Source organism: Pseudomonas sp. GM33 (genome assembly GCF_000282295.1).
GTDB classification, from domain to species: Bacteria; Pseudomonadota; Gammaproteobacteria; order Pseudomonadales; family Pseudomonadaceae; genus Aquipseudomonas; species Aquipseudomonas laurylsulfatiphila.
Genome location: NZ_AKJO01000073.1, coordinates 58,040 through 80,508 on the forward strand (window position 1 = coordinate 58,040; position 22,469 = coordinate 80,508).

Below are 22,469 nucleotides of genomic sequence, written 5' to 3' on the forward strand. Positions count from 1 at the left end.
AATCCGAATTGGTAGACCTTGGGGCTTGCGCAGGACACCACTGGGACGTGCCATGCAAGGCCAAACCCTGGATTACCGGCCAGCACAAAAGCCACGGGAGAAAATGATATGGAACCTCGCGTCACCGAGCTGGAAACACACCTCAAGCACATACGCAGGGACCTGGACGACATCCGCGGTGACGTCAAATCCATCAAGCACAGGCTCGCCTACTCCGCCTGCGGAACGGTCGTGATCCTCGGTCTCCTTGGCTGGATCGCCAATAGCCGTTTCGAGCAGGTCATTTCATTGTTCCTGGCACATTGAATGGCCATCAAGCAAAAACCCGGTTCAATCAACCGGGCTCTTGTTTGGCTAATCCGCCGAAGCGGTCAGCTCAGGACTTCGCTCAACGGAATGAAGAAAACGCTATCGCCCTGAACCAGCGTGCGACCTTCCAGGACTTCTACCAGTCCATCAGCCCAGGCAGCGCTGCGCAGTACGCCGGAGCTCTGGTTTTTGTAAATCGTCGCCCTGCCGTTTTCCAGCCGTCCACGCAAATACTCCCGCCGATTGCCAGGTTGTGGCCAGTCAAACCCTGCCGGCACCTGCACCTTCAGCGGCTCGACTTCCTTTACACCCTGACGACGCAGGAGATAGGGCCTGGTCAACAAGGCAAAGGTCACCAGGGTCGATGCCGGATTGCCCGGCAAGCCAATCACGGGTACACCGCGGAAATGCCCGAACGTCAGCGGTTTACCGGGCTTGATGGCGAGTTTCCACAGCGTCAACTCGCCCTCTTCGCGCAAGGCGATACCCAGAAAATCGGCTTCTCCCACCGATACGCCACCGGTCGAGAGGATCAGGTCGACATCCTTCAACTCACCCAATCGGGAACGAGTGGTTTGCAGATCGTCCGGAAGAATGCCCGCGTCGACAACCTCACAGCCCAGACGCTGCAACCAGCCGCACAACAACACCCGGTTACTGTTGTAGATCTGTCCCGGACCCAGTGGCTGGCCCGGCTCAATCAATTCGTCGCCGGTCGACAGCACCGCCACACGGACCTTGCGAACCACCTCCAGCCCGGCGCAGCCCAATGAGGCAGCCAATCCCTGCTCGATCGGCCCCAGCCGCGTGCCTGCCGGCAGAACCAGCTCGCCGACGGTCGTTTCCTGGCCTTGCGGACGAATGTTCTGGCCCTGGGTCAAGGCTTGCGTGAAAGACACTCGCTCATCCGCCTGGACCTCGGCGTTTTCCTGCATCTCGACGCAATCGGCACCCGCGGGAACTGGCGCTCCGGTGAAAATGCGCGCACAGGTGCCTGGCTGCAACGGATCGGGAGCCTGGCCGGCAAACACCTTCTGGCTGACCACCAACGGCTCTCCCGTCCAGTCAGCCAGGCGCAAGGCATACCCGTCCATGGCACTGTTGGGCCAGGGCGGCAGATCAAGGGTCGACAGCAGATCTTCAGCCAGTACACGCCCCTGCACCTGCGCCAACGGCAAGCGTTCACGCTCGACAATCCTCGAGGCCTCGGCCATTTCAAGCAAGCGTGCCAACGCCTCCTCGACAGGCATCAGGCTGCCGGTCTTGCCCGGCTTACCCACGGGATTCACAAGGCGCTGCCTGTTTCAGGTGAGGCACGAAATTGCACGGGCGATGCCGCGAATCCAGCTGCTCGGCCAGAATGCCATCCCAACCCGTGCGCACGGCATTGGTCGAACCCGGCAAACAGCAAACCAGCGTGCCATTGGCCAGACCGGCCAACGTCCGGGACTGAACGGTCGAGGTACCGATATCGGCAACCGAGATCTGGCGGAACAGCTCACCGAACCCATCGACCTGCTTGTCCAGCAGGCAGCTGACAGCTTCCGGTGTGCTGTCACGCCCGGTAAAACCGGTTCCGCCGGTGATCAGCACCACCTGCACGACATCGTCGGCAATCCAGTTGGCGACTTGCGCACGAATTTTGTAGAGGTCATCTTTGAGCAACACCCGGGCTGCCAGGTAATGACCGGCAGCGGTCAAACGGTCGACAAAGAGCTGGCCCGAGGTGTCGGTGTCCAGCGTGCGGGTATCACTGACTGTCAGCACTGCAATGTTCAGCGGTGCGAAAGGTACATCAGCCTTGGCTTTCATAGGCTCGTCCAGTTGTAGGAGAAACAGCCCGGTGTTATATCACAGCGCTCCGTTTTTTCGCCGCTCCCATGGAGACCTGCCATGACCATGAATTCACAATTGCCACCCTGCTCCATTCTGCTCCTGGCGGGCGGTCGCGGCCAACGCATGGGGGGGCGGGACAAAGGGTTGCTGGACTGGCGCGGCGAACCGCTGATTGCTCACTTGCATCGCAAGACCCGCCCGCTGACCGATGACCTGATCATCTCCTGCAACCGCAACCTTGAGAAGTATGCGCCCTACGCCGACCAGTTGGTCCACGACGATGAAGGTGACTTCCCCGGCCCCCTGGCGGGAATTCGGGCGGGCCTGGAAGCCGCTCGCCATACTCATATGCTGGTCCTGCCCTGTGACGTTCCGGGCATCGATGCGGCGCTGATCGGCACCATGCGCGAGACCGCCAACCTGAATCCGGACAAGCCGCTGATGGTGCGGCACGATGACCACTGGGAGCCGTTGTTGTGTGTGATTCCGGTGCTGCACCGGGCAGCCTTTGAAAAGGCCTGGAACGAGGGTGAGCGCAGCCCTGGCCGGTTGATGCGCAAGCTCGGCGCGACCGCGCTGCAATGCCCCGACAAGGACCCTCGGCTGGCCAACCTCAATACGCCGGAACTATTAAGCGGTCATGTAAGCGGTCATGACACTGTGTCAGACTGACATTGATCAGGAACTTGCGCGGACGGTTCACGTCTCAAGTTCACTAACCAAAGAATTCTTATTCGGAGACACACTCATGATGCAACGGACCCTCGCCACTTTCATGCTCGCACTGGGCCTCGCCACCCTCGCCGGTTGCGCGTCGCCTACGGTGATCACCTTGAATGACGGTCGCGAAATCCAGGCCGTCGACACGCCAGAGTTCGACAAGGATTCCGGCTTCTACGAATTCGAACAGCTCGATGGCAAACAGACCCGCATCAACAAAGATCAGGTGCGTACCGTCAAGGAGCTGTAATCGGGTGCCGCCGGATACAGAAAAGCCCGCTTGATGCGGGCTTTTTCATGCCTGAAGAACAGCACTTCAGGGGCGCCGTTCAGGATCACCATTGCAGGGTGATTTCACTCTCGAACTCACGCGCCTGGCCCGTGACCGGGTCGATGAACCTCAACCCCTGAGCCAGCAGTTTCAAAGGATTGGCGTAGTCATCCTGCGCATCCTTGAGCACCTCGGGGTAAAACGGGTCGTTGCAGATAGCGGCGCCCAACGCCGCCATGTGTACCCGCAGCTGATGTTTCTTGCCCGTCACCGGGTAAAGAGCATACCGCCAGAGCTTCTCCTGCTTCTCCCTGACTTCGATCGCCGTCTCGGTGTTGCAGGCCCCAGGCCCTTCCTGCATGCGGAAGAACGGCTCGCCATCAACCAGCCGGCTTTTATGAACCCGCGGGAAAGCAAGTTCAGGCAATGCCGCTGCGATGGCCTCGTAGCGCTTTTCAATCTGCCGGGTTGGAAACAACGACTGATAAGCCGAACGACTCTGCGGATTGGCGGAAAACAGTACCAGCCCTGCGGTATGCCGGTCGATGCGATGCAATGGCACCAGATGCGGATTGTCCAGGCGACGGATCAAGCGCCTGAGCAGCGTCTGTTCGACGTATTCGCCAGCCGGCGTCACCGGCAGAAAGTGCGGTTTGTCGGCCACCACCAGATGCTCGTCCGCGTACAGAATCGACTCGATCACCGGGATCGGCTTTTCATCCGGCACTTCGCGAAAATAATGAATCCGCAAACCTTCCCGGTAGGCCAGATCGAGAGCAATCGGCTTGCCCTGCCCATCGAGGACCCGTCCACGGGCGATTCTGTCCAGCCATTGTTCACGACTGATGGCGCTGAAATGCTCGCACAGGCAATCGACAACGGTCTGCCACGGGCCAGGTGGCAAGTACAGCGTACTGGCCTGGCTGTGTGCCGCGGAAAAAGAAGAAGTGGACATACGAAAGCTCTTACCCTCAGTGCAGGGCGGCATTATCCAACAGCAGAGGGAATGAACCTAGGGGGCGTTCTCAATTAGTTTTCCCGTCGCGTTGTCGCCTTAAAGCGGGCCAGGCAAGGCGCAGGCCGCTGGAAATGGTTGTTCCCTTTCCAAGGCCTGCAACGCAGCCTGGCCCGTTTTAAGGCACAACCCGAAGGGCCGGGCCTGCTGTTGTGCAGGGCTGCGTTGCTCGAAGCTTATTTGGAATGACCAAACCACGCTTCTCGCGCCTTGCCCTGCACAACAGCAGGCCCGGCGCGGCGTGAAAACTAATTGAGAACGCCCCCTAAGATTCCTCAAGCCGGGATCTGCGTGCGCGCCGCCGCTTCGGTGTATTCCTTGAGCCAGCGCAATACATCGACCGCCTCCCAGCGAGCGGGGTCATAGAGGGCGTACAACAACCCCTGATAACCCACGACATCGAGTTGCCGGTGATACCCCGCGCGTTGAAACAAGGCTTCGATTTCTGCGAAACAGGTATTGAAATGCGTTTTGTTGAAGGGTGTCTTGCCCTCGGTCACCAGTCCATCCAGACGCAACTCAAGAACGGCTTCACTCACGACGTCTGCAGACATCCGGTTCACGCTGTTCTTCAACTGTTCGACATTGACCACGATTCATCCCTCTCACGCCCGGGCTTGTCTGCTCGCTGCCGAAAATCAGCAGCGGCAATGCAGGCACCACGAATAACTGTATGCGCATACAGTATCCGATCGGTACCGGATAAGCCAAGGGGATCAATCGCAAAGTTCGACAGGCGGGAAGCAACATCGGCGCAAAAGCCACTTAACGCAAGAACGCCACCACCTCATCGGCACTGAACGGCCAGCCCAGTTCAGCGCCGGTGTCGACCCGCCGCAACACCGGAATACGCAGGCTGTAGGCGGCGAACCAGGTTTCATCGTCGGCGATATCCACCAGTTCCACCAGCAGACCGCGCTCGACAAACTCCATCAACATGGCTTCGGCTACTTCACAGAGATGGCATCCAAGGGTGCCGAACAGCTGACATTCGGGAAGCATGAGCGCTCAACCAGAAAATGAAGTGACCATTCTAGGCCTGCTCCGAAAAACCGTCGAGCCATTGAGTCTCCTGCCTGATGCCACCGACGATGATGAGACCTGTGTCAGTCCTGGCTCACGGCGCCGATCTTGTGGATCGACAGGTCTGCGCCGTAATACTCCTGCTCCTGACTCAGGCGCAATCCATGCAGAGCCTTGATCACGCCATACACGGCGAACCCGCCGGCCAGTGCCACGGTGACGCCCAGTGCCGTGCCGATCAACTGGCTGATCAGGCTGACCCCACCCAGCCCGCCCAAAGCGCTCTGGCCGAAAATGCCGCAGGCAATACCGCCCCACACGCCGCACAAGCCGTGCAGCGGCCAGACACCCAATACATCATCGATTCGCCATTTGACCTGAGCGGCGGTAAAGCACCAGACAAACAACGCCCCCGCGACGGCGCCGGTCACCAGCGCCCCTACCGGGTGCATCAGGTCGGAACCGGCGCAGATCGCCACCAGTCCTGCCAACGGGCCGTTGTGCAGAAAGCCGGGGTCGTTGCGCCCGACGATCAGCGCGGCCACCGTACCGCCCACCATGGCCATCAATGAGTTCACCGCCACCAGTCCACTGACACCTTGCAGGGTTTGCGCACTCATGACGTTGAAGCCGAACCAGCCAACAATCAGGATCCACGAGCCCAACGCCAGAAAAGGGATGCTCGAAGGCGCGAACGCCACCAGCCGACCTTCGCGATAGCGGCCATTTCGCGGCCCGAGCAACAGCACCGCCGCCAGTGCCAGCCAACCGCCCATGGCATGCACCACCACCGAACCTGCGAAATCATGGAAACCGGCGCCAAAGCGTTCCAGCAGCCAGGCTTGCAAACCCAGGTTGCCATTCCAGACCATGCCTTCGAAGAACGGATAGATGAACGCGACAATCAACGCGGTTGCACACAGCTGCGGGACAAACCGGGCGCGTTCGGCGATTCCTCCGGAAATGATCGCGGGGATAGCCGCGGCAAAGGTCAGCAGGAAGAAAAACTTCACCAGTCCATAACCATGGTCGGCATTGAGCACGGCCGCCGGTTGCATGAACGTCACGCCATAAGAAATCCAATAGCCTATAAAGAAGTAGGCCAGTGTCGATACGGCGAAGTCGCTGAGGATTTTCGACAAGGCGTTGACCTGGTTTTTCTGTCGCACGGTTCCGACTTCGAGAAAGGCAAAACCGGCGTGCATGGCCAGTACCATGACCGCACCGATCAGAATGAACAGCGTGTTGGAGCTATGGACCAGGGTGTCCACGGCGCTTTGCAGATTTTCCATGGGATGGGCAGACCTTATGGCAGAAAAAAGCACCAAAGCAGTTCGCGATCACCACCCACGCACCAAGTTGCAGCTTCGAAGCATCAGAGAACTGATCTCGTTGAACCGCCTTGGTGCACAGGCACCGTCCGGGAAAAACGTGACCCGGACGTTTGCGCGAGTTTTTGATTGTTGGTCCTACGGTTTTACTGAAATCATGCCCGGCTATAGCGCAATGGTGCGGACCGGCGCACCACGACACAGCAAAAGTTGTACCAGTCATTTGTACTGAACCTTCACCGAAGGCTCATACTCGAACGCATCAGAAAGCCACTTATGGAGATCCACCATGGCCCGCATCCAGGCAAAGACTGCTCAAGAAATCCTGATGAACGATTTTCAGACACTGGTCAGTGACACCGAACGGTTGCTGGAGCACACCGCGACCCTGGCCGGCGACCAGGCCGACGAGTTGCGCGAGCAGATTCACGACAGTCTCCTGCGTGCCCGTGAAACCCTGAAGCTGACCGAAGACTCCCTGCGCGAACGCGGCAAGGCTGCTGTCACCGCCACCGAAGACTATGTCCAGGCCAACCCTTGGCAATCGGTCGGGATCGCGGCCGGCGTGGGTTTCCTGATCGGCCTGCTGGCCAGCCGGCGCTGATATGTCGATCGGTGAATCCGACCCGTCTGCGACGGGAACAAGCTCCTCATCGCGGCGCCTGGGTGCTGCGTTCCTGGGGTTGCTGCACAGCCATGTCGAACTGTTCGGCATCGAGTTGCAGGAACAGAAAGCCCGCACCGTCAGCCTGTTGCTGTTTGCCGGTCTGGCGCTGGTGTTTGCGTTGCTGCTGCTGGTAGGGCTGTCGACGCTGGTGCTGATCGTGTTCTGGGACACCTATCGCCTGACCGCCATCATCGGGCTCTGCGTGTTCTACACCCTCGCCGCCCTATTCTGCGCGATGCGTTTGAGGGCAGCGATTTTCGATGAGTCCTCGCCCTTCCACGGTACGCTGGAAGAGCTGGCCAACGATCGGGAGCGCCTGCTGCCATGAACCTGCCTGAATTGCCACACAACAGCTCACGCACGGAAATGCGCAAGGCCCTGATTCGCCTGCGCATGGAAATGCACCGCCAGGAAATCCGCCACGAATCCGCGCAACTGCTGCAACCGTTGCGGCGCGTGCGCGGAATGACGCAGAACCTGCAGGACGGTTTCGGCATCAAACACGCTCCACTCTGGGGCGTGGCCGCCGTCACCTTGCTGGGCTTTCTGACTGGCAAGGGCGCAAAGAACGGTGGCGGCCTTAGCAGCTTGACCCGGCTGATCCGTCTCGGCACCACACTGGGGCCGCTGATCAAACTGATCATGCAGGGCTCTTCGCGCAAAGACTGATCAGTTTCCTTCTGGCTACGCTCTGCAGTGTCGACGGGATGCCCCCTCTCTATCGAGGGGGCGCGCGATCCTGTGCGCCAGCCCGGTCAATTGCCCCCTGCGAAAAAAGTTCTTGCAAGGTGACCTCGATATCGACGCCGCCGGGTTGTAGTTCCGCTTGCAGGTCATGACGCGAAACGGGAAGCTAGGCCATCAGTCACCTGACGGAGAGTCCCGCCTTGGATTGGCACACCCTGCTTACCCGCGAACGCCTCGGAAAGCCTCTGCACAGCCCTGAAGAACTCGGCCGCAGCCCTTTTCACAAAGACCACGACCGCATCATTTTCTCGGGGGCTTTCCGCCGCCTCGGGCGCAAGACCCAGGTCCATCCGGTGTCCAGCAATGATCACATTCATACGCGCCTGACCCACTCGCTGGAAGTCAGTTGCGTGGGGCGCTCGCTGGGCATGCGGGTCGGCGAAACCATCCGCAACGCCCTACCCGACTGGTGCGAACCCAGCGACCTGGGAATGGTGGTGCAATCGGCCTGCCTGGCACACGACATCGGCAACCCGCCTTTCGGCCATTCCGGTGAAGATGCGATCCGGCACTGGTTCCAGCAAGCCGCCGGCCGCGGCTGGCTGGATGCGATGAGTGAAGCCGAGCGCAATGACTTCCTGAATTTCGAAGGCAACGCCCAGGGCTTTCGGGTACTCACGCAACTGGAATATCACCAGTTCGACGGCGGCACCCGACTGACCTATGCAACCTTGGGCACCTACCTGAAGTATCCATGGACGGCCAGGCACGCCGATTCGCTGGGCTACAAGAAACACAAGTTCGGCTGTTATCAGAGCGAGCTGTCACTATTGGAGCAGATCGCCCATAAACTCGGCCTGCCGCAACTTGAAGAACAACGCTGGGCGCGGCATCCGCTGGTGTACCTGATGGAGGCCGCCGACGACATCTGCTATGCGCTGATCGACCTGGAAGACGGCCTGGAAATGGAGTTGCTGGAATACGCCGAAGTCGAGTCCCTGCTGCTGGACCTGGTGGGCGACGACTTGCCGGAAACCTACCGCCAGCTCGGTCCCGGCGATTCGCGCCGTCGCAAACTGGCGATCCTGCGCGGCAAGGCCATCGAACACTTGACCAATGCCGCGGCCCGCGCCTTCGTCGAACAACAGGACGCACTGCTGGCCGGCACATTGCCCGGTGACCTGGTGGAGCACATGCACGGGCCCGCCAAGCGTTGCGTGCTGAACGCCAAGGACATGGCCCGCAAGAAAATCTTCCAGGACAAGCGCAAGACCCTGCACGAGATCGGCGCCTACACCACGCTGGAAATCCTCCTCAACGCCTTTTGCGGCGCAGCACTGGAGCAGCACAACGGTCGGACCCCGTCATTCAAAAGCCGCCGCATCCTTGATCTGCTGGGTAACAATGCACCCGATCCTCAGGGCCCGTTGCACACGTCGTTTTTGCGCATGATTGATTTTATCGCCGGCATGACGGACAGCTATGCCAGTGACATGGCCCTGGAAATGACCGGCCGTGCCAGCCACTGAGATGCTTCGTTTGATCAGCCATTACGGCGTTCGTTTTGGCTGATCCCCCTTCAACCTCCAACAGCACTCAAGTCTCGTCGAATCGCCCTACAACACATGGCGAGCGAACTGATCGCCTGCCCGACACTCTCGCGAAACAATCGCCCTCCCTCTGTTCGACAGATGAAGTACGCACCATGGCCGAAGACGATCTACGAATCCTCGTGGTGGAGGACCACCCCTTCCAACTGATAGCCACTCAATGCCTGCTGGAAAGTTATGGCTTCACCCGACTGACTACCGCCGACAGCGCCAGAAGCGCCATGCAGCAGATGCTCGGGGTCGAACAGCCATTCGATATCCTTTTATGCGATCAATGCCTGCCCGATCTCACAGGACTCGATCTGGTCCGGTTCGCCAGTCAGCGAGGGCTGATCAGGCAGGCGATCATACTGAGCAGCCTGACGACGTCTGAACTGGATGAACTTGTAAAAACGGCCTACGAACACGGGCTGCCATTATTGGGTTACTTGATAAAACCGTTGAAACAATCTGAATTTATAGACCTGTTGAGCCTGGCACCAACATAAACAAAAAGCACATATAAAAAACCGACAAATGCACAGCGTAAAACCTACAAACAACCTCCTTGAAAAGTGCACAAAACCGCCGGACCTCCCCGGACTTCCTAACAAGAAACCTAGTTAATACGTAGTCCCATTCCTCTTAATTTGTAGGATTTCTCCTATATTGCTGCTACAGCCCGGTCCGTTCATGCGTCCCTTCAAGTAACTGAGCTAAGGTGCGCGCTTTATTTGAGCTCGCATGGGACTTGATTATGAACTCCGTTTTTATTGTCGACGATCACCCGGTTATCCGCCTTGCCGTTCGAATGTTGCTGGAACACGAAGGTTACAAAGTCGTCGGCGAAACTGACAATGGGGTCGACGCCATGCAAATGGTTCGCGAATGCATGCCGGACCTGGTCATTCTCGATATCAGCATTCCAAAACTGGATGGCCTGGAAGTGCTGTCCCGGTTCAACGCAATGAGCAATCCTCCTAAAACACTGGTACTGACCGCACAATGCCCGACACTCTTCGGTATTCGTTGCATGCAATCCGGAGCCTCGGGTTATGTCTGCAAACAAGAGGACATCAGTGAACTGGTGAGTTCTATAAAAGCGGTATTTTCAGGTTACAACTATTTCCCGAGTGAGGCCTTGAATCCCATCCACGGAGATGAAACACGTTGTATCGAATTGGAACTGTTCAAGTCCGTAAACGATCGGGAACTAATGGTCCTTCAACTTTTTGCCCAAGGTCGCACAAACAAGGAAATCGCCAAGGGCATGTTTCTGAGCAACAAGACCGTGAGCACCTACAAAAAGCGCCTCATGCAGAAACTCAAAGCCAAATCCCTGGTTGAATTGATCGAGATGGCAAAACGTAACGCACTCGTGTGAGAACCTGGATGCCCAGCCGTTTGAAGGTCTATCTGATTCAAGTGACCGCAGGTCTATGTGTGAGCACCTCGTTGTTCGGAGCACCGGGCAATGAACTCTACACGCTGCTCAGTCGCTCGAAGATCGGCGCGTTGGAGATTCGACTGGATGAATCCCAGCAACAATGGATAAACAACAAAAATCAACTGACGCTCGGCACGTCGGCCCCGGACTACCCCCCTTTCGACCTGACCACCAGTGGTCAGGACTATGAAGGCTTTACCGCCGACTACGCTGGTCTTCTGGAAAAAGCAACCGGGTTGCCGGTCAAGGTTCAGCGCTTCGAATCCCGAGGGGCAGCGATTGCTGCGCTGCAGAACGGCGATGTCGATCTGCTTGGAACCGCCAATGGATTCGAGGCTGGCATTGCCGGGATTGCGCTGTCCATACCCTATGCCGTCGACCAACCCGTATTGGTGACCCGCGAAGGGGAAACCCGATCTCTGACCGATGGCCTGGCCGGACTGCGCCTGAGCATGGTGTATCACTATTTGCCGCTGGCGGAAGTCAAGGCGTTGTACCCAAAGGCGATCATCACGTCCTATCCGTCCTACCAGAATGCGATCAATGCCGTTGCCTTCGATCAGGCGGATGTGTTTCTCGGTGACACGATTTCAACTCACTACATGATCAACAAGGGGTACTTGAACAACATCCGGATGGCCAACTTCGGCAAACATGAAGCCCATGGTTTCAGCTTTGCCGTCAACAGGAACACCCCCGAACTGCTCGGCATCATCAACAGGATGATCAAGGCCATCCCCTCCAGTGAGCGAGAAAACATCGCCAAACGCTGGAGCGCCGGCAGCGACATTCTGCTGACCGATCAAAAGCTGCAACTCACTGACAGGGAAGAACGCTGGCTGGCAAATCACCCGATAGTGCGCGTCGTCGTCAACGAAGCCTTTGCGCCACTGACGTTTTTCGATAGCAATGGCAACTTTCGCGGGGTCAGCGCGGATTTGCTTGAGCTGATCAGGCTGCGCACCGGCTTGCGCTTTGACATCCAGCGCAGTCGAAACGATGACGAGATGATCAAACAGATCAAAAACAACCAGGCCGATGTGATCGCCGCGTTGCTCCCCAGCGCCAAACGTCAGTCCCAGCTGAACTTTACCCGCCCCTTTCTGGAAAATTCCTACGTCCTGCTGACCCGTAAAGCCGCCGACAGTCCGACCAACCTCGAGCAGTTGCAGGACAAGCGCCTGGCCATTGCCCGCGGCAATCCACTCAGGGATTACCTGCGCAGAGAGTTTCCCCGGATCAAGCTGATCGAAACCCCGGACACTTTCAGCGCCGTAGAGATGCTCGCCGAAGGTCAGGCCGAAGGCGTGGTGAACTCACTGGTCATTGCCAACTACTTCATTTCGTCGCGGTTGTTCGAACACACATTGCAAATCAGCACCACCATCGGCACCGAGCAGGCAGCGTTCTCCCTTGCCACTGCACGGGACGCCAAAGAGCTGAACGCCATTCTGAACAAGGCGCTGCTGAGCATCTCGCCGGAGGAACTGGGCATCATCAACAGTCGATGGCGCGGTTATTCGGCGTCCTCGCAAAGCACCTGGCGCAACTATCAAAGACTGTTCTACCAAATCGCCATCGGTGCCGGTGCGCTATTGCTGATTTCCATTGCGTGGAACGACTACATGCGACGCCAGATCAAGCAGCGCAAGGCCGCCGAGCGCGCATTGAACGATCAGTTCGAGTTCATGCGATCGCTGGTCAATGGCACGCCCCATCCGATCTATGTACGTGATCGCCAGGGGCTACTGCAAAGTTGCAACGACAGTTACCTGCAAGCGTTCTGCGCCAGGCGTGAAGATGTCATCGGCAAAAGCGTCATGCAGGGGTCGATGAGCAATGTGTTCGAAGCCCGGGAGTACCAGGCTGACTACCAGCGCGTGGTGACCGAGGGCAGACCGTTGATCGTCGATCGCGAACTGCACATTGGTGGCCGGCGGCTGACGATCTATCACTGGATTCTCCCCTACCGCGATTCCAGCGCGAAAGTGCAAGGCATTATCGGTGGCTGGATCGACATCAGCGAACGTCGGCAACTGCTCGATGATCTGCGCTGCGCGAAAGAACACGCCGATAACGCCAACCGGGCCAAAAGCACGTTTCTGGCCACGATGAGCCATGAGATCCGCACGCCGATGAATGCAATCATCGGCATGCTTGAACTGACACTCAAGCGTCTTGAGCATCGGCACCCGGAACGTCCGGCCATCGATGTCGCGTACAACTCGGCGAAAGGGTTGCTGGAACTGATTGGCGACATCCTCGACATTGCCAGAATCGAATCCGGGCGCTTGAGCCTTAGCCCGGAGCGCGTTAATCCGGGTGAACTGGTGGCCTCGGTCGTACGGATTTTCGATGGTCTTGCCCGCCAGAAGGAACTCGAACTGAAGCTGGAGTTTTCTTCGGCCAACCCGACTTTCGATGTGTTGCTGGACCCTTTGCGCTTCAAGCAGGTGCTGTCCAACCTGATCAGCAATGCCATCAAGTTTACCGAGCAAGGCCAGGTCCGGGTCTTTGTCGACCTGCAGCCAGCAATGCAGCCTGATCGTGTGCAAATGCGGGTGCAGGTTCACGACAGTGGCATCGGGATCAGCGAACAGGATCAATACCGGCTGTTCGAACCCTTCGCCCAGGCCGACAACGCCATTCAATCGGCCAGGGGGGGCGCAGGGCTGGGGCTGGTCATCAGCCGCAATCTCTGCGAGATGATGGGCGGAAGTCTGCAATTGCGCAGCGAGCCGGGGGTCGGCACTCAAGTGGAGGTATTGCTGCACCTGGAAGCGTTGCCGCTGCAACAATCTGCCCAGCTGGCCGAGACGCAAATTGTCGTCGCCACAACCCCATTGAATGTTCTGGTGGTCGACGATCACTCGGCCAATCGTTTGCTCACCTGCCAGCAACTGGAATTTCTAGGCCATCGATTTACTGTCGCGGCCGATGGCCAGGAGGGATTGGAGGCATGGAAAGACCAACCGTTTGATCTGGTGATCGCCGATTGCAACATGCCGGTCATGAACGGTTACGAACTGGCCCGTGCCATTCGCCGGCATGAAGGTCAAAATCATCGCCCTCCCTGCACCGTGCTCGGGTTCACCGCCAACGCCCAACCGGAAGAAATACAACGCTGCAAACAGGCCGGAATGGATGACTGTCTGTTCAAACCCCTTAGCCTCGGAGCCTTGAGCCAGTGGATGGAAAACATTGAGCCCACCCATGCAGCCCCGGCGTTCAGCCTGCACGGGCTGAAACTGCTGACCGGGGGCAACCCCATATTGAACCGCAGATTGCTCAACGAGTTGGTCAACAGCAACCGCCAGGATCTGCAAACGCTGATATCGCTATCCAGCTCCGGGGATACGCAGGCGCTGCAGGACATTGCCCACAAAATCAAAGGCGCAGCCCGAATAGTGCAAGCTTCACCTCTGATCGACCGCTGCGTGGCGCTTGAAGCCGCCTGCCATGAGGATTTCGATCGCGAAAAAGTGGCCGGATGCTGCCAATCCATGGAGCGCACCATGCTTGAGCTGGAGGACGCGTTACTACGTCAGATCAAGCATTACGACGAAGGCAAAATGACAGAGCCTTAACTATGCTTGGACCCTCGGCAGTGTGTTGACCCTCATGGAGAAACCCGCAATGCCTGACCCACTGCGCACGGATCCACGCCGGTTTCCACTGCATGTCCATATCAGTGTGATGTTCACCTTTCTGTTGTTGCTGACCGGAGTGCTGCTGGGTCTTTTCAACTACCGGCAAACGACCCAGATCATACTGTCCAGCAGTGAAAAACTCTTCAACCGTATCGAGCAGGATGTCCGGCTGGACCTGCACGCCACCTATGAACCCATTCGCCACCTGTTGAGCCTGCTGGCACTCAATCCGGCGGGCCAGTCCGCTGATCTGGAACACCGCCTGGCACTGCTCGAACCGTTCAGCCAGTCACTCGAGGACAACCCCAATCTGGCGTCGCTGTACCTGGGCTACGACAACGGCGACTTTTTCATGGTCCGCCCGCTGCATACCCCAGAAATCAAAGCCCTGGTCAAGGCTCCGGACATGGCGGCTTTCCAGGTCTGGAGCATTGAGCACGACAGCAGCGGCCAGGCTCGTTCCCAGTCTTTGTTTTTCGACCGTAACCTGGCCCTCGTCAGTCGCCAGGACAACCTGAACGACACCTACGACCCTCGCAGCCGTGCCTGGTTTACCAGCGCCCGTAGCGACAATGAACAGATTACGACCGAACCCTACATCTTTTTTTCCACCCATGACATTGGCACGACGCTGGCACGACGCAGTGGCGACAAGGCAATCCTGGCCGCCGACCTGACCCTGGCCGAACTCAGCGCGACCCTGGCCAAGCACGTCGTGACCCCTCATACCGAAATCGTGCTGTTCGATGCCGAAGGCAATGCCATTGCCTACCCCGACAGCCGCAGACTGATCATCGATGATCAGACATCCCGGCTGATCAAGGCCGCGGACCTGAGCCCCAGTCTGGGTGCGTTGCTCAACAACTCCTCTGAAGGCAATCGCCTGGATGCCAACGGCCGGCAGTGGATCGTGGCCCGCAGCAGCATGCAGGAAGGCGGCCCCCAAGGCCTGCAACTGGCGCTGCTGGTTCCGGAAGACGAGCTGCTCGTCGATGCTTACCGGATGCGCTGGCAAGGTGCGCTCATTACCCTGGCAACGCTGCTGTTATGCGTGCCGCTGGGTTGGCTGACCTCCAGAGTGCTGGTCAAACCCTTGCGCGCCCTGGTGCAGGAGGCCGATGCGATTCGCAGTTTCGATTTCAATTTTCCGCTTTCCCGTCGCTCGCCGGTGCTCGAAGTCGACCAACTGAGCGTGTCGATGGCACGGATGAAAGAGACGCTGGCGAGCTTCTTCCAGATCACTGACAGCCTCAGCGCCGAAACCCGTTTCGCCCCCCTGCTGGAACGCGTGTTGTTTGAAACCGTGAAAATCGGTCAGGCCCAGGCCGGCCTGATCTATCTGCGCGAAGGTGATGGCGGGCATATGGGACCCCACGGACTGGTCATCAATGACACCACCGAAAACCTGCAATCCTTCGACATCCGCGGACATTCACTGGAAAACCCGCTAAGCCCCCCATGGCTGCAGCAGCTGGCAAACGTCGACAACGTCGTCAGTAACCTGGGGTTCGAGCAAGCGGGCGATCTACAGAAAGTCTTGCTCGCGCTGGAAAGTCCCCGGGTCCATCTGATCGGAATCCGCCTGCATAATCGTCACAACGAAACCGTGGGCCTGCTGGTGTTGCTATTGGCCGACAGCGGCGAGCAAAGCGATCTGGACAAACTGCGGCCGGACCGCATTGCGTTTCTCCAGGCGGTGTCCGGCGCGGCGGCCGTGTGCATCGAAAGCCAGCGTCTGCAAGCCCGACAAAAACAGCTGCTGGACGCCTTCATTCAACTGCTGGCCGGTGCCATCGACGCCAAAAGTCCCTATACCGGCGGCCATTGCCAGCGCGTGCCGGAACTGACCCTGATGCTTGCCCGGGCGGCAGCGGCCAGCCAGGACCCCGCCTTCAGCGCCTATCGGCCGACCGAAGATGAATGGGAGGCACTGCACATCGCTGCCTGGCTGCACGATTGCGGCAAGATCACCACCCCGGAATACGTCGTCGACAAAGCCACGAAGCTGGAAACCCTGACCGATCGCATCCACGAAATCCGCACTCGCTTCGAGGTACTCAAGCGCGATGCCTGGATCAGCTACTGGCAGGCCATTGCCCTGGGCGGTGACGAGCAAGCGCTGGCAGAACTGCGTGATGCCAGCCTCGCCGGGCTGGATGATGATTTCGCCTTCATTGCCCGTTGCAATCTGGGTGGCGAAGCCATGGCCGACGCTGATCTGCAACGCCTGCGCAGCGTGGCTGAACGCACCTGGACCCGGACTCTGGATGACCGGCTGGGCGTGTCTTGGGAAGAGAACCGGCGTCAGGCCCGAACGCCCGCCCCCACCCTGCCCGTCAGCGAACCCTTACTGGCGGACAAACCCGAGCACCTGTTCGAACGCAGCGAAAACGAAGTGATACCGCACGACAACCCCCTGGGCTTCAAACTCGACGTTCCTCCCCACAAATACAATCGCGGTGAGCTGTACAACCTGAGCATTGTCCGGGGCACCCTGACGAGCGAGGAGCGTTATGTCATCAATAACCATATCGTTCAGACGATTCAGATGCTCAACCATCTGCCGTTCCCCGGGCACCTGCGCAGCGTCGCGGAAATAGCCGGCGGGCATCACGAAAAAATGGACGGCAGTGGTTATCCGAAACGCTTGAAGCGAGAAGACATGAGCCTGCCGGCGCGAATGATGGCGATTGCCGATATTTTCGAAGCGCTGACGGCCGCCGACCGCCCCTACAAAAAAGCCAAGACCCTGAGCGAGGCGCTGGGCATCATGGCGTTCATGTGCCGTGATGCCCACATCGACCCGGAACTGTTCGGGCTGTTCATCAGGGCACAGATCTATTTGCAGTACGCCAGGCGCTTCCTTGACCCTGCGCAGATCGATGCAGTGGACGCATCGGGCCTGCTGGTCAAGGCGGGCCTGGCGTCTTGATCAGCAGTCGGTCAGGCGCAGGAAAATCGCCGCCAGTTGCTCGATCCCGGTCTGGTCCTGCGGGGTGAAGCGCGCCAGTTTCGGGCTGTCGAGGTCGAGCACGCCGATCAATCGGCCGTCCTTGATCAGCGGCACCACCAGTTCGCTGTTCGAGGCGCTGTCACAGGCAATGTGACCGGGGAACGCGTGCACATCTTCGACCAACTGGGTCTGCAAGGTAGCGACTGCCGTTCCGCAGACGCCACGCCCGAACGGAATCCGCACGCAAGCGATCTGCCCCTGAAACGGGCCCAGCACCAGTTCCTCATTGCGGTTGAGGTAGAAACCGGCCCAGTTCAGGTCATCGAGCTGATTGAACAGAAACGCCGAGAACTGCGCGGCATTGGCGATGAAGTCCCGCTCGTCCGCCAGCAAGGACTCGAGCTGCGCGTGCAGCATGCCGTAGCCTTCGAGGCCCTGGCCGCTCTTTTGTAAATCGATCATGCCTTGTGCTCCAACAGTTTCAGCCCGACCCAGTAACGGGCAAATTGATAAGCGCAACGTCCATTGCGATTGCCTCTGCCGGTGGCCCAGCGTACCGCCAGGATGTCCAGCTCTTCGCTGCGCTGCCATGCCAGTCCGGCCTTGCCGGCCAACTGGCCGATCCAGTGCTCGACGACGTTGAGGAAGTGTTCCTGGGTAAACGGATAGAACGATAGCCACAGGCCGAAGCGGTCCGACAGCGCGATCTTGTCTTCCACCGCCTCGCTCGGATGCAGTTCGCCGTCGACCCGCTTCCAGTTCTCGTTGTCACTTTCCTTTTCCGGCACCAGGTGGCGACGGTTCGACGTGGCGTACAGCAAGACGTTGTCCGGCGCCTGTTCCAGCGAGCCATCCAGTACGCTTTTGAGCACTCGGTAATCACCCTCACCCGACTCGAACGAGAGGTCATCGCAAAACAGTACGAAACGCTGGGGCAGTTTGCCGATCTGTTCGACCACCCGCGGCAGGTCTGCCAGGTGATCGCGTTCAATCTCGATCAGACGCAACCCGGCTTGAGCGTGCTCGGCCAACAAGGCGCGCACCAGCGACGACTTGCCGGTGCCGCGCGAGCCCCAGAGCAAGGCGTGGTTGGCGGGCATGCCATCGAGGAACTGTTGGGTGTTGCGCCCAAGCTGCTCAACTTGCCGGTCGACGCCGATCAGGTCCGACAGGCGCATGTCGAGGCTGACCTGCAGCGGCATCAGATAACCGCCGCGAGACTCACGCTGCCAGCGCGCCGCCAGGCATTGCGTCCAGTCGATGGCTGGCCGGGGTGCCGGCAGCAACGGCTCGATACGGGCCAGAACGGCATCGGCGCGTTCAAGAAAAGCATTCAATCGGGAATCCACGACTTCTCCTCGGGCACGTTCACAGTAATGATGGTGATATAGCGACGAAACACAGCGTCACACAAGCGGCTGCCCCCGCGGTACAGGCCTCGCGAGAACATCAACAGGCAGGCATGATCGACTATGCTTGAGCAGCGAAAGGAAACGGAAGTGGTTCACCCCCCCATGGACATCAAATTCACCAACCGGCTGTCATTCAAGCAAGCCCGGCTTACCGTGCTGGTCGGTTTCATTCTGGGCACGCTGCTCAGCCTGCTGCAAATAGGCATCGATTATGCCAGTGAAGACGCCTCCATCAATCGTGAAATCCTTTCATTACTGGAAATCAGCCACAACCCGGCCTCGCGAATCGCCTACAACATCGACGCCGAACTCGCCAAGGAGCTGACCCAGGGCCTGCTGCGCTCGCCGGCGATCATCGGCGCGAAACTGACCGACAACAACGGCACCGTGCTGGCCAACGCCAAGCGACCCGAGGTGCAAAACGGCTACCGGATGCTCAGTGACTTCCTGTTCGGTGCCAGCCGACAGTTCGAAGACCGGCTTTACCTGGATCATTTACCCAACGAATCCCTGGGTACGCTGCGGCTGAAGGTCGATACCTACGCCTTCGGCAATCGGTTCCTGCGCCGGGCCGAAGTGACCCTGATCAATGGCTTCGCCCGCAGCCTGCTGCTGTCCGGCATCCTGCTGGCGTTGTTCTATGTGATGCTGACCAAACCCCTGGTGCGGGTGATCCGTGAGCTCAGCGGTCGCGACCCGGGCAACACCGAACCGACGTCGCTGGAGTGTCCCGTCGGGCACGCCAACGATGAGATCGGTGTACTGGTCAAGGTTGCCAACCAGCAATTCAAAAACATCGCCACCGAAATCCGGCAGCGGCGCAACGCGGAAAACCGCCTGACCGAATATCTTGGCCAACTGGAAAACATCGTCTCGGCCCGCACCGCCGAACTCAAGGCGATCAACGCCCGGCTGAGCCAATCCAACGAGGAACTGGAAGCCGCGCGCAGTACCGCCCTCGACATGGCCGAAGCCCGCTCGGTGTTCCTGGCCAACATGAGCCATGAAATCCGCACGCCCCTCAATGGTTTGCTCGGGATGATCGCGCTGTCCCTCGACGGACCGCTGAATGCCGAACAACAGCAACAGCTGTCGATTGCCCACGACTCGGGCAAGGTACTGGTGGAACTGCTCAACGATATCCTCGATTTATCGAAATTCGATGCCGGTCAGCTCGAGCTCGAGCACATCCCCTTCGATCTCGGATCGCTGATCGAGGACACCGCCAACCTGCTGTCGCAGAACGCCGCCCCCAGCGTCGAACTGACCTGCCTGATCGATCCGCATTTCCCGGCACTGGTGCTCGGCGATCCGACCCGGGTGCGGCAGATCGTCAGTAACCTGCTGTCCAACGCCCTCAAGTTCACCCGATTCGGGCGTGTCGACGTGCGCCTGTCAACGTTCGGGGACGGCGTCAGAATCGAAGTGTGCGACACCGGCATCGGCATCCCTCAGGAAGCCCAGGCCAGGATCTTCCAGCCTTTCACCCAGGCCGGTGCCGGTATTACCCGCCAATTTGGCGGCACCGGGCTGGGCCTGGCGCTGACCTGCAACCTTTGCGAAGCCATGCAGGGGCGCCTGACGATCAGCTCCGAAGCGGGTTTTGGCAGTCAGTTCTGCGCCGATCTGCCATTACCCAGCCATACCCGCGCAATGCCTGCCGTTGCGCTCAATGGCAAAGTCGTCGCCATCACGGCCGCCAGCAGCGGGCTGGGCGAACTGCTGAACAGCCTGCTGCCTGGCTGGGGGCTGGATTATGAACGGCGCTCCATGGATGACTCACTGCTTGGCCTGGCAGCCGACGTGCTCATCACCGACTGCCCTGAATGTCTGTTCAATTTGCGCCCCGCCCTCAGCGCGCCGATCCTGTTGATCACCGCTTATGGCAATTTCATGCCCAGCGAAGAGGTAAACGCCCTCGCCCCCTTGCAACAACAGGCACGTCCCCTGGCCCGCAATACGCTGTATCGGAGCTTGCGACGGATCCTGCAACCGGAAATCCACCCGATCAACGATGTCCGGCTCGAAACGCAATGCCCGCTACGCCGCGGGCGCGTACTGCTGGTGGAAGATAATCCGGTGAACCAGCTGGTGGCCAAGGGCATGCTCGGCAAACTCGGCTGCGAGGTCACCACCGCGGCCCATGGTGCCGAGGCCCTGGATCAACTCGAACAACGGGAGTTCGACCTGGTGCTGATGGACTGCAACATGCCGGTGATGGACGGCTATGAAGCCAGCCGGCAGATCCGTCGCAGCGGACGCTGGCCCCAACTGCCCATCGTCGCGCTGACGGCCAACGCCATGTCGGAGGAGCGCGAACGCTGTCGCGCCGCGGGCATGAGCGACTACCTGGCCAAACCCTTCCGGCGCGAAGAACTGGCCGCCCTGCTGGACTTGTGGATCCCCGCTACGACAGCGCCCTGATCTGTCCCAACAGGTGGTCGAGACCATCGCGCAAGTCGTTGAGACGATTCAGGTCGACCCCGCTGTCGCACAACAACCGCGCCTTGAGTGGCCCGACCTGATCGCGCAAGGCCGTTCCGGCGGGCGACAGGCTCAAGTGCACTTCACGCTCATCGCGCGCCGAACGCTGACGCTGCACCAGTTGCAGTTGTTCGAGGCGCTTGAGCAAGGGGGTCAGCGTGCCGGAATCCAGGGCCAGACGCTCACCCAATGCCTTCACGGTCGGTTGCTCGGGAGCCGCTTCCTGCCACTCCCACAGCACCAGCATCGCCAGGTACTGAGGGTAAGTCAGGCCCAACTGATCGAGCATTGGCTTGTAGGCGCGAATGACCGCACGGGAAGCTGCGTACAGCTTGAAACACAGCTGGCTGTCGAGCTTCAGGGAATCGACGGACAAGGTGTTCATTTGAGCAGGGCTTCGATCTCGCGGGTCAGGTCCTGCGGCTTGGTCGCCGGGGCGAAGCGCTTGACCAATTTCCCATCCTTGCCGATCAGGAACTTGGTGAAGTTCCACTTGATGCCCTGGGAACCCAGTACACCCGGAGCGCGCTTTTTCAACTGCACGAACAGGGGATGGGCCCCGGCGCCGTTGACTTCGATCTTTTTGAACAGCGGGAAGCTGACACCGAAGTTCAGCTCGCAGAATTCGGAGATCGCCCCTTCATTGCCCGGCTCTTGCTTGCCGAACTGATTGCAGGGAAAACCGAGCACCACCAGGCCCTGGTCCTTGTAGGTCTGCCACAACTCCTCCAGGCCTTTGTATTGCGGAGTGAAACCGCACTTGCTGGCCGTGTTGACCACCAGCACGGCCTTGCCGGCGAAATCCGCCAGGGTCTTTTGCTCTCCCTTGATCGTGGTGCAAGGGATGCTCAGCAGGTTGTCGCTCATATTTGAGGTTCCGAGTGAATGCCAGAGCCAACAAAATAGCGAGCAATTGAATTGTGTGCAATTTAATTAATCAGCTCAGGCCAGCTGTCCGGCACGCAACCGTGCAGGAGCTGCCGCAGGCTGCGATCTTTTGATTTTGTTTTTTCCTGGTCGCAGAAGATCAAGATCAAAGGATCGCAGCCTGCGGCAGCTCCTACAGGTTCAGCGC

21 protein-coding genes and 1 pseudogene are annotated in these 22,469 nt (G+C 59.1%); 12 read left to right on the forward strand and 10 right to left on the reverse strand.

Annotation, left to right across the window (positions count from 1 at the left end; genetic code table 11):
- Positions 1 to 81: 81 nt before the first annotated feature.
- A pseudogene (locus PMI26_RS18535) lies at positions 82 to 306 on the forward strand (hypothetical protein); the annotation flags it as partial.
- 65 nt (positions 307 to 371) lie between these two features.
- Here the strand turns inward: PMI26_RS18535 and PMI26_RS18530 are convergent.
- A complete protein-coding gene (locus tag PMI26_RS18530; protein ID WP_162130279.1) occupies positions 372 to 1,559 on the reverse strand; it encodes a molybdopterin molybdotransferase MoeA in 1,188 nt (395 codons plus the stop codon).
- Positions 1,560 to 1,581: 22 nt separating this feature from the next.
- The gene (gene moaB, locus PMI26_RS18525) at positions 1,582 to 2,121 is read right to left on the reverse strand and encodes a molybdenum cofactor biosynthesis protein B (protein ID WP_007973474.1); all 540 of its coding nucleotides are present in this window, start codon (positions 2,119 to 2,121) and stop codon (positions 1,582 to 1,584) included.
- 81 nt (positions 2,122 to 2,202) lie between these two features.
- Here moaB and mobA point away from each other — a divergent pair, with 81 nt between their 5' ends.
- Positions 2,203 to 2,817, forward strand: coding sequence for a molybdenum cofactor guanylyltransferase MobA (mobA, locus tag PMI26_RS18520; RefSeq protein WP_007973477.1), 615 nt, complete (start codon positions 2,203 to 2,205; stop codon positions 2,815 to 2,817).
- Positions 2,818 to 2,893: 76 nt separating this feature from the next.
- On the forward strand, positions 2,894 to 3,115 hold the full coding sequence (locus tag PMI26_RS18515; protein ID WP_007973479.1) for a YgdI/YgdR family lipoprotein: 222 nt from the start codon (positions 2,894 to 2,896) through the stop codon (positions 3,113 to 3,115).
- A gap of 85 nt (positions 3,116 to 3,200) precedes the next feature.
- Here the strand turns inward: PMI26_RS18515 and PMI26_RS18510 are convergent, their stop codons facing one another.
- From PMI26_RS18510 to PMI26_RS18495, 4 genes are all read right to left on the reverse strand, one after another.
- Positions 3,201 to 4,091, reverse strand: a complete 891-nt coding sequence (locus PMI26_RS18510; RefSeq protein WP_007973481.1) for a pseudouridine synthase — start codon at positions 4,089 to 4,091, stop codon at positions 3,201 to 3,203.
- Positions 4,092 to 4,426: 335 nt separating this feature from the next.
- Positions 4,427 to 4,744 carry a hypothetical protein gene (locus tag PMI26_RS18505; protein ID WP_007973482.1) on the reverse strand — a complete coding sequence of 106 codons (318 nt, stop codon included), beginning with the start codon at positions 4,742 to 4,744 and terminating at the stop codon, positions 4,427 to 4,429.
- Positions 4,745 to 4,916: 172 nt separating this feature from the next.
- Positions 4,917 to 5,153: a glutaredoxin family protein gene (locus PMI26_RS18500; RefSeq protein WP_007973483.1), complete on the reverse strand. Its 237-nt coding sequence runs from the start codon at positions 5,151 to 5,153 to the stop codon at positions 4,917 to 4,919.
- A 104-nt stretch (positions 5,154 to 5,257) separates the two neighbouring features.
- Positions 5,258 to 6,466, reverse strand: a complete 1,209-nt coding sequence (locus PMI26_RS18495; protein ID WP_007973484.1) for an ammonium transporter — start codon at positions 6,464 to 6,466, stop codon at positions 5,258 to 5,260.
- Between the two features lie 328 nt (positions 6,467 to 6,794).
- Here PMI26_RS18495 and PMI26_RS18490 point away from each other — a divergent pair, with 328 nt between their 5' ends.
- The 8 genes from PMI26_RS18490 to PMI26_RS18455 all read left to right on the forward strand — a co-directional run bounded on the left by PMI26_RS18490 (position 6,795) and on the right by PMI26_RS18455 (position 17,477).
- The gene (locus tag PMI26_RS18490; RefSeq protein ID WP_007973485.1) at positions 6,795 to 7,109 is read left to right on the forward strand and encodes a DUF883 family protein; all 315 of its coding nucleotides are present in this window, start codon (positions 6,795 to 6,797) and stop codon (positions 7,107 to 7,109) included.
- Between the two features lies 1 nt (position 7,110).
- Positions 7,111 to 7,500, forward strand: a complete 390-nt coding sequence (locus PMI26_RS18485) for a phage holin family protein (RefSeq protein WP_007973486.1) — start codon at positions 7,111 to 7,113, stop codon at positions 7,498 to 7,500.
- The gene (locus PMI26_RS18480) at positions 7,497 to 7,841 is read left to right on the forward strand and encodes a hypothetical protein (protein ID WP_007973487.1); all 345 of its coding nucleotides are present in this window, start codon (positions 7,497 to 7,499) and stop codon (positions 7,839 to 7,841) included. Before PMI26_RS18485 ends, PMI26_RS18480 begins: the two co-directional genes overlap by 4 nt.
- Before the next feature lie 218 nt (positions 7,842 to 8,059).
- Positions 8,060 to 9,388, forward strand: coding sequence for a deoxyguanosinetriphosphate triphosphohydrolase (locus PMI26_RS18475; RefSeq protein ID WP_007973489.1), 1,329 nt, complete (start codon positions 8,060 to 8,062; stop codon positions 9,386 to 9,388).
- 176 nt (positions 9,389 to 9,564) lie between these two features.
- Entirely contained in the window at positions 9,565 to 9,957 is a 393-nt protein-coding gene (locus PMI26_RS18470; RefSeq protein WP_007973492.1) for a response regulator, read from the forward strand.
- Positions 9,958 to 10,205: 248 nt separating this feature from the next.
- Positions 10,206 to 10,832, forward strand: coding sequence for a response regulator transcription factor (locus PMI26_RS18465; protein WP_007973494.1), 627 nt, complete (start codon positions 10,206 to 10,208; stop codon positions 10,830 to 10,832).
- 8 nt (positions 10,833 to 10,840) lie between these two features.
- The gene (locus tag PMI26_RS18460; protein ID WP_007973498.1) at positions 10,841 to 14,482 is read left to right on the forward strand and encodes a transporter substrate-binding domain-containing protein; all 3,642 of its coding nucleotides are present in this window, start codon (positions 10,841 to 10,843) and stop codon (positions 14,480 to 14,482) included.
- Between the two features lie 49 nt (positions 14,483 to 14,531).
- Positions 14,532 to 17,477, forward strand: coding sequence for an HD domain-containing phosphohydrolase (locus PMI26_RS18455; protein ID WP_007973500.1), 2,946 nt, complete (start codon positions 14,532 to 14,534; stop codon positions 17,475 to 17,477).
- Here the strand turns inward: PMI26_RS18455 and PMI26_RS18450 are convergent, their stop codons facing one another.
- Together PMI26_RS18450 and PMI26_RS18445 are read right to left on the reverse strand one after the other, a co-directional pair.
- Positions 17,478 to 17,960, reverse strand: a complete 483-nt coding sequence (locus PMI26_RS18450) for a GAF domain-containing protein (protein ID WP_007973502.1) — start codon at positions 17,958 to 17,960, stop codon at positions 17,478 to 17,480.
- The gene (locus PMI26_RS18445; RefSeq protein ID WP_007973504.1) at positions 17,957 to 18,847 is read right to left on the reverse strand and encodes an ATP-binding protein; all 891 of its coding nucleotides are present in this window, start codon (positions 18,845 to 18,847) and stop codon (positions 17,957 to 17,959) included. The genes PMI26_RS18450 and PMI26_RS18445 overlap by 4 nt, the downstream gene beginning before the upstream one ends.
- A 165-nt stretch (positions 18,848 to 19,012) precedes the next feature.
- Here PMI26_RS18445 and PMI26_RS18440 point away from each other — a divergent pair, with 165 nt between their 5' ends.
- A complete protein-coding gene (locus PMI26_RS18440; protein WP_033047728.1) occupies positions 19,013 to 21,334 on the forward strand; it encodes a hybrid sensor histidine kinase/response regulator in 2,322 nt (773 codons plus the stop codon).
- Here the strand turns inward: PMI26_RS18440 and PMI26_RS18435 are convergent.
- Together PMI26_RS18435 and PMI26_RS18430 are read right to left on the reverse strand one after the other, a co-directional pair.
- Positions 21,318 to 21,779, reverse strand: a complete 462-nt coding sequence (locus tag PMI26_RS18435; RefSeq protein WP_007973507.1) for a MarR family winged helix-turn-helix transcriptional regulator — start codon at positions 21,777 to 21,779, stop codon at positions 21,318 to 21,320. The two genes, PMI26_RS18440 and PMI26_RS18435, sit on opposite strands and share 17 nt — an antisense overlap.
- Entirely contained in the window at positions 21,776 to 22,261 is a 486-nt protein-coding gene (locus tag PMI26_RS18430) for a glutathione peroxidase (protein WP_007973509.1), read from the reverse strand. The genes PMI26_RS18435 and PMI26_RS18430 overlap by 4 nt, the downstream gene beginning before the upstream one ends.
- Between the last annotated feature and the right edge of the window lie 208 nt (positions 22,262 to 22,469).

Bases quoted from the DNA above. Each gene is read 5' to 3' on its own strand.
- PMI26_RS18530 (WP_162130279.1), bottom strand. From the start codon at position 1,559: ATGCCTGTCGAGGAGGCGTTGGCACGCTTGCTTGAAATGGCCGAGGCC.
- moaB (WP_007973474.1), bottom strand. From the start codon at position 2,121: ATGAAAGCCAAGGCTGATGTACCTTTCGCACCGCTGAACATTGCAGTG.
- mobA (WP_007973477.1), top strand. From the start codon at position 2,203: ATGACCATGAATTCACAATTGCCACCCTGCTCCATTCTGCTCCTGGCG.
- PMI26_RS18515 (WP_007973479.1), top strand. From the start codon at position 2,894: ATGATGCAACGGACCCTCGCCACTTTCATGCTCGCACTGGGCCTCGCC.
- PMI26_RS18510 (WP_007973481.1), bottom strand. From the start codon at position 4,091: ATGTCCACTTCTTCTTTTTCCGCGGCACACAGCCAGGCCAGTACGCTG.
- PMI26_RS18500 (WP_007973483.1), bottom strand. From the start codon at position 5,153: ATGCTTCCCGAATGTCAGCTGTTCGGCACCCTTGGATGCCATCTCTGT.
- PMI26_RS18495 (WP_007973484.1), bottom strand. From the start codon at position 6,466: ATGGAAAATCTGCAAAGCGCCGTGGACACCCTGGTCCATAGCTCCAAC.
- PMI26_RS18490 (WP_007973485.1), top strand. From the start codon at position 6,795: ATGGCCCGCATCCAGGCAAAGACTGCTCAAGAAATCCTGATGAACGAT.
- PMI26_RS18485 (WP_007973486.1), top strand. From the start codon at position 7,111: ATGTCGATCGGTGAATCCGACCCGTCTGCGACGGGAACAAGCTCCTCA.
- PMI26_RS18480 (WP_007973487.1), top strand. From the start codon at position 7,497: ATGAACCTGCCTGAATTGCCACACAACAGCTCACGCACGGAAATGCGC.
- PMI26_RS18470 (WP_007973492.1), top strand. From the start codon at position 9,565: ATGGCCGAAGACGATCTACGAATCCTCGTGGTGGAGGACCACCCCTTC.
- PMI26_RS18465 (WP_007973494.1), top strand. From the start codon at position 10,206: ATGAACTCCGTTTTTATTGTCGACGATCACCCGGTTATCCGCCTTGCC.
- PMI26_RS18460 (WP_007973498.1), top strand. From the start codon at position 10,841: ATGCCCAGCCGTTTGAAGGTCTATCTGATTCAAGTGACCGCAGGTCTA.
- PMI26_RS18455 (WP_007973500.1), top strand. From the start codon at position 14,532: ATGCCTGACCCACTGCGCACGGATCCACGCCGGTTTCCACTGCATGTC.
- PMI26_RS18450 (WP_007973502.1), bottom strand. From the start codon at position 17,960: ATGATCGATTTACAAAAGAGCGGCCAGGGCCTCGAAGGCTACGGCATG.
- PMI26_RS18440 (WP_033047728.1), top strand. From the start codon at position 19,013: ATGGACATCAAATTCACCAACCGGCTGTCATTCAAGCAAGCCCGGCTT.
- PMI26_RS18435 (WP_007973507.1), bottom strand. From the start codon at position 21,779: ATGAACACCTTGTCCGTCGATTCCCTGAAGCTCGACAGCCAGCTGTGT.
- PMI26_RS18430 (WP_007973509.1), bottom strand. From the start codon at position 22,261: ATGAGCGACAACCTGCTGAGCATCCCTTGCACCACGATCAAGGGAGAG.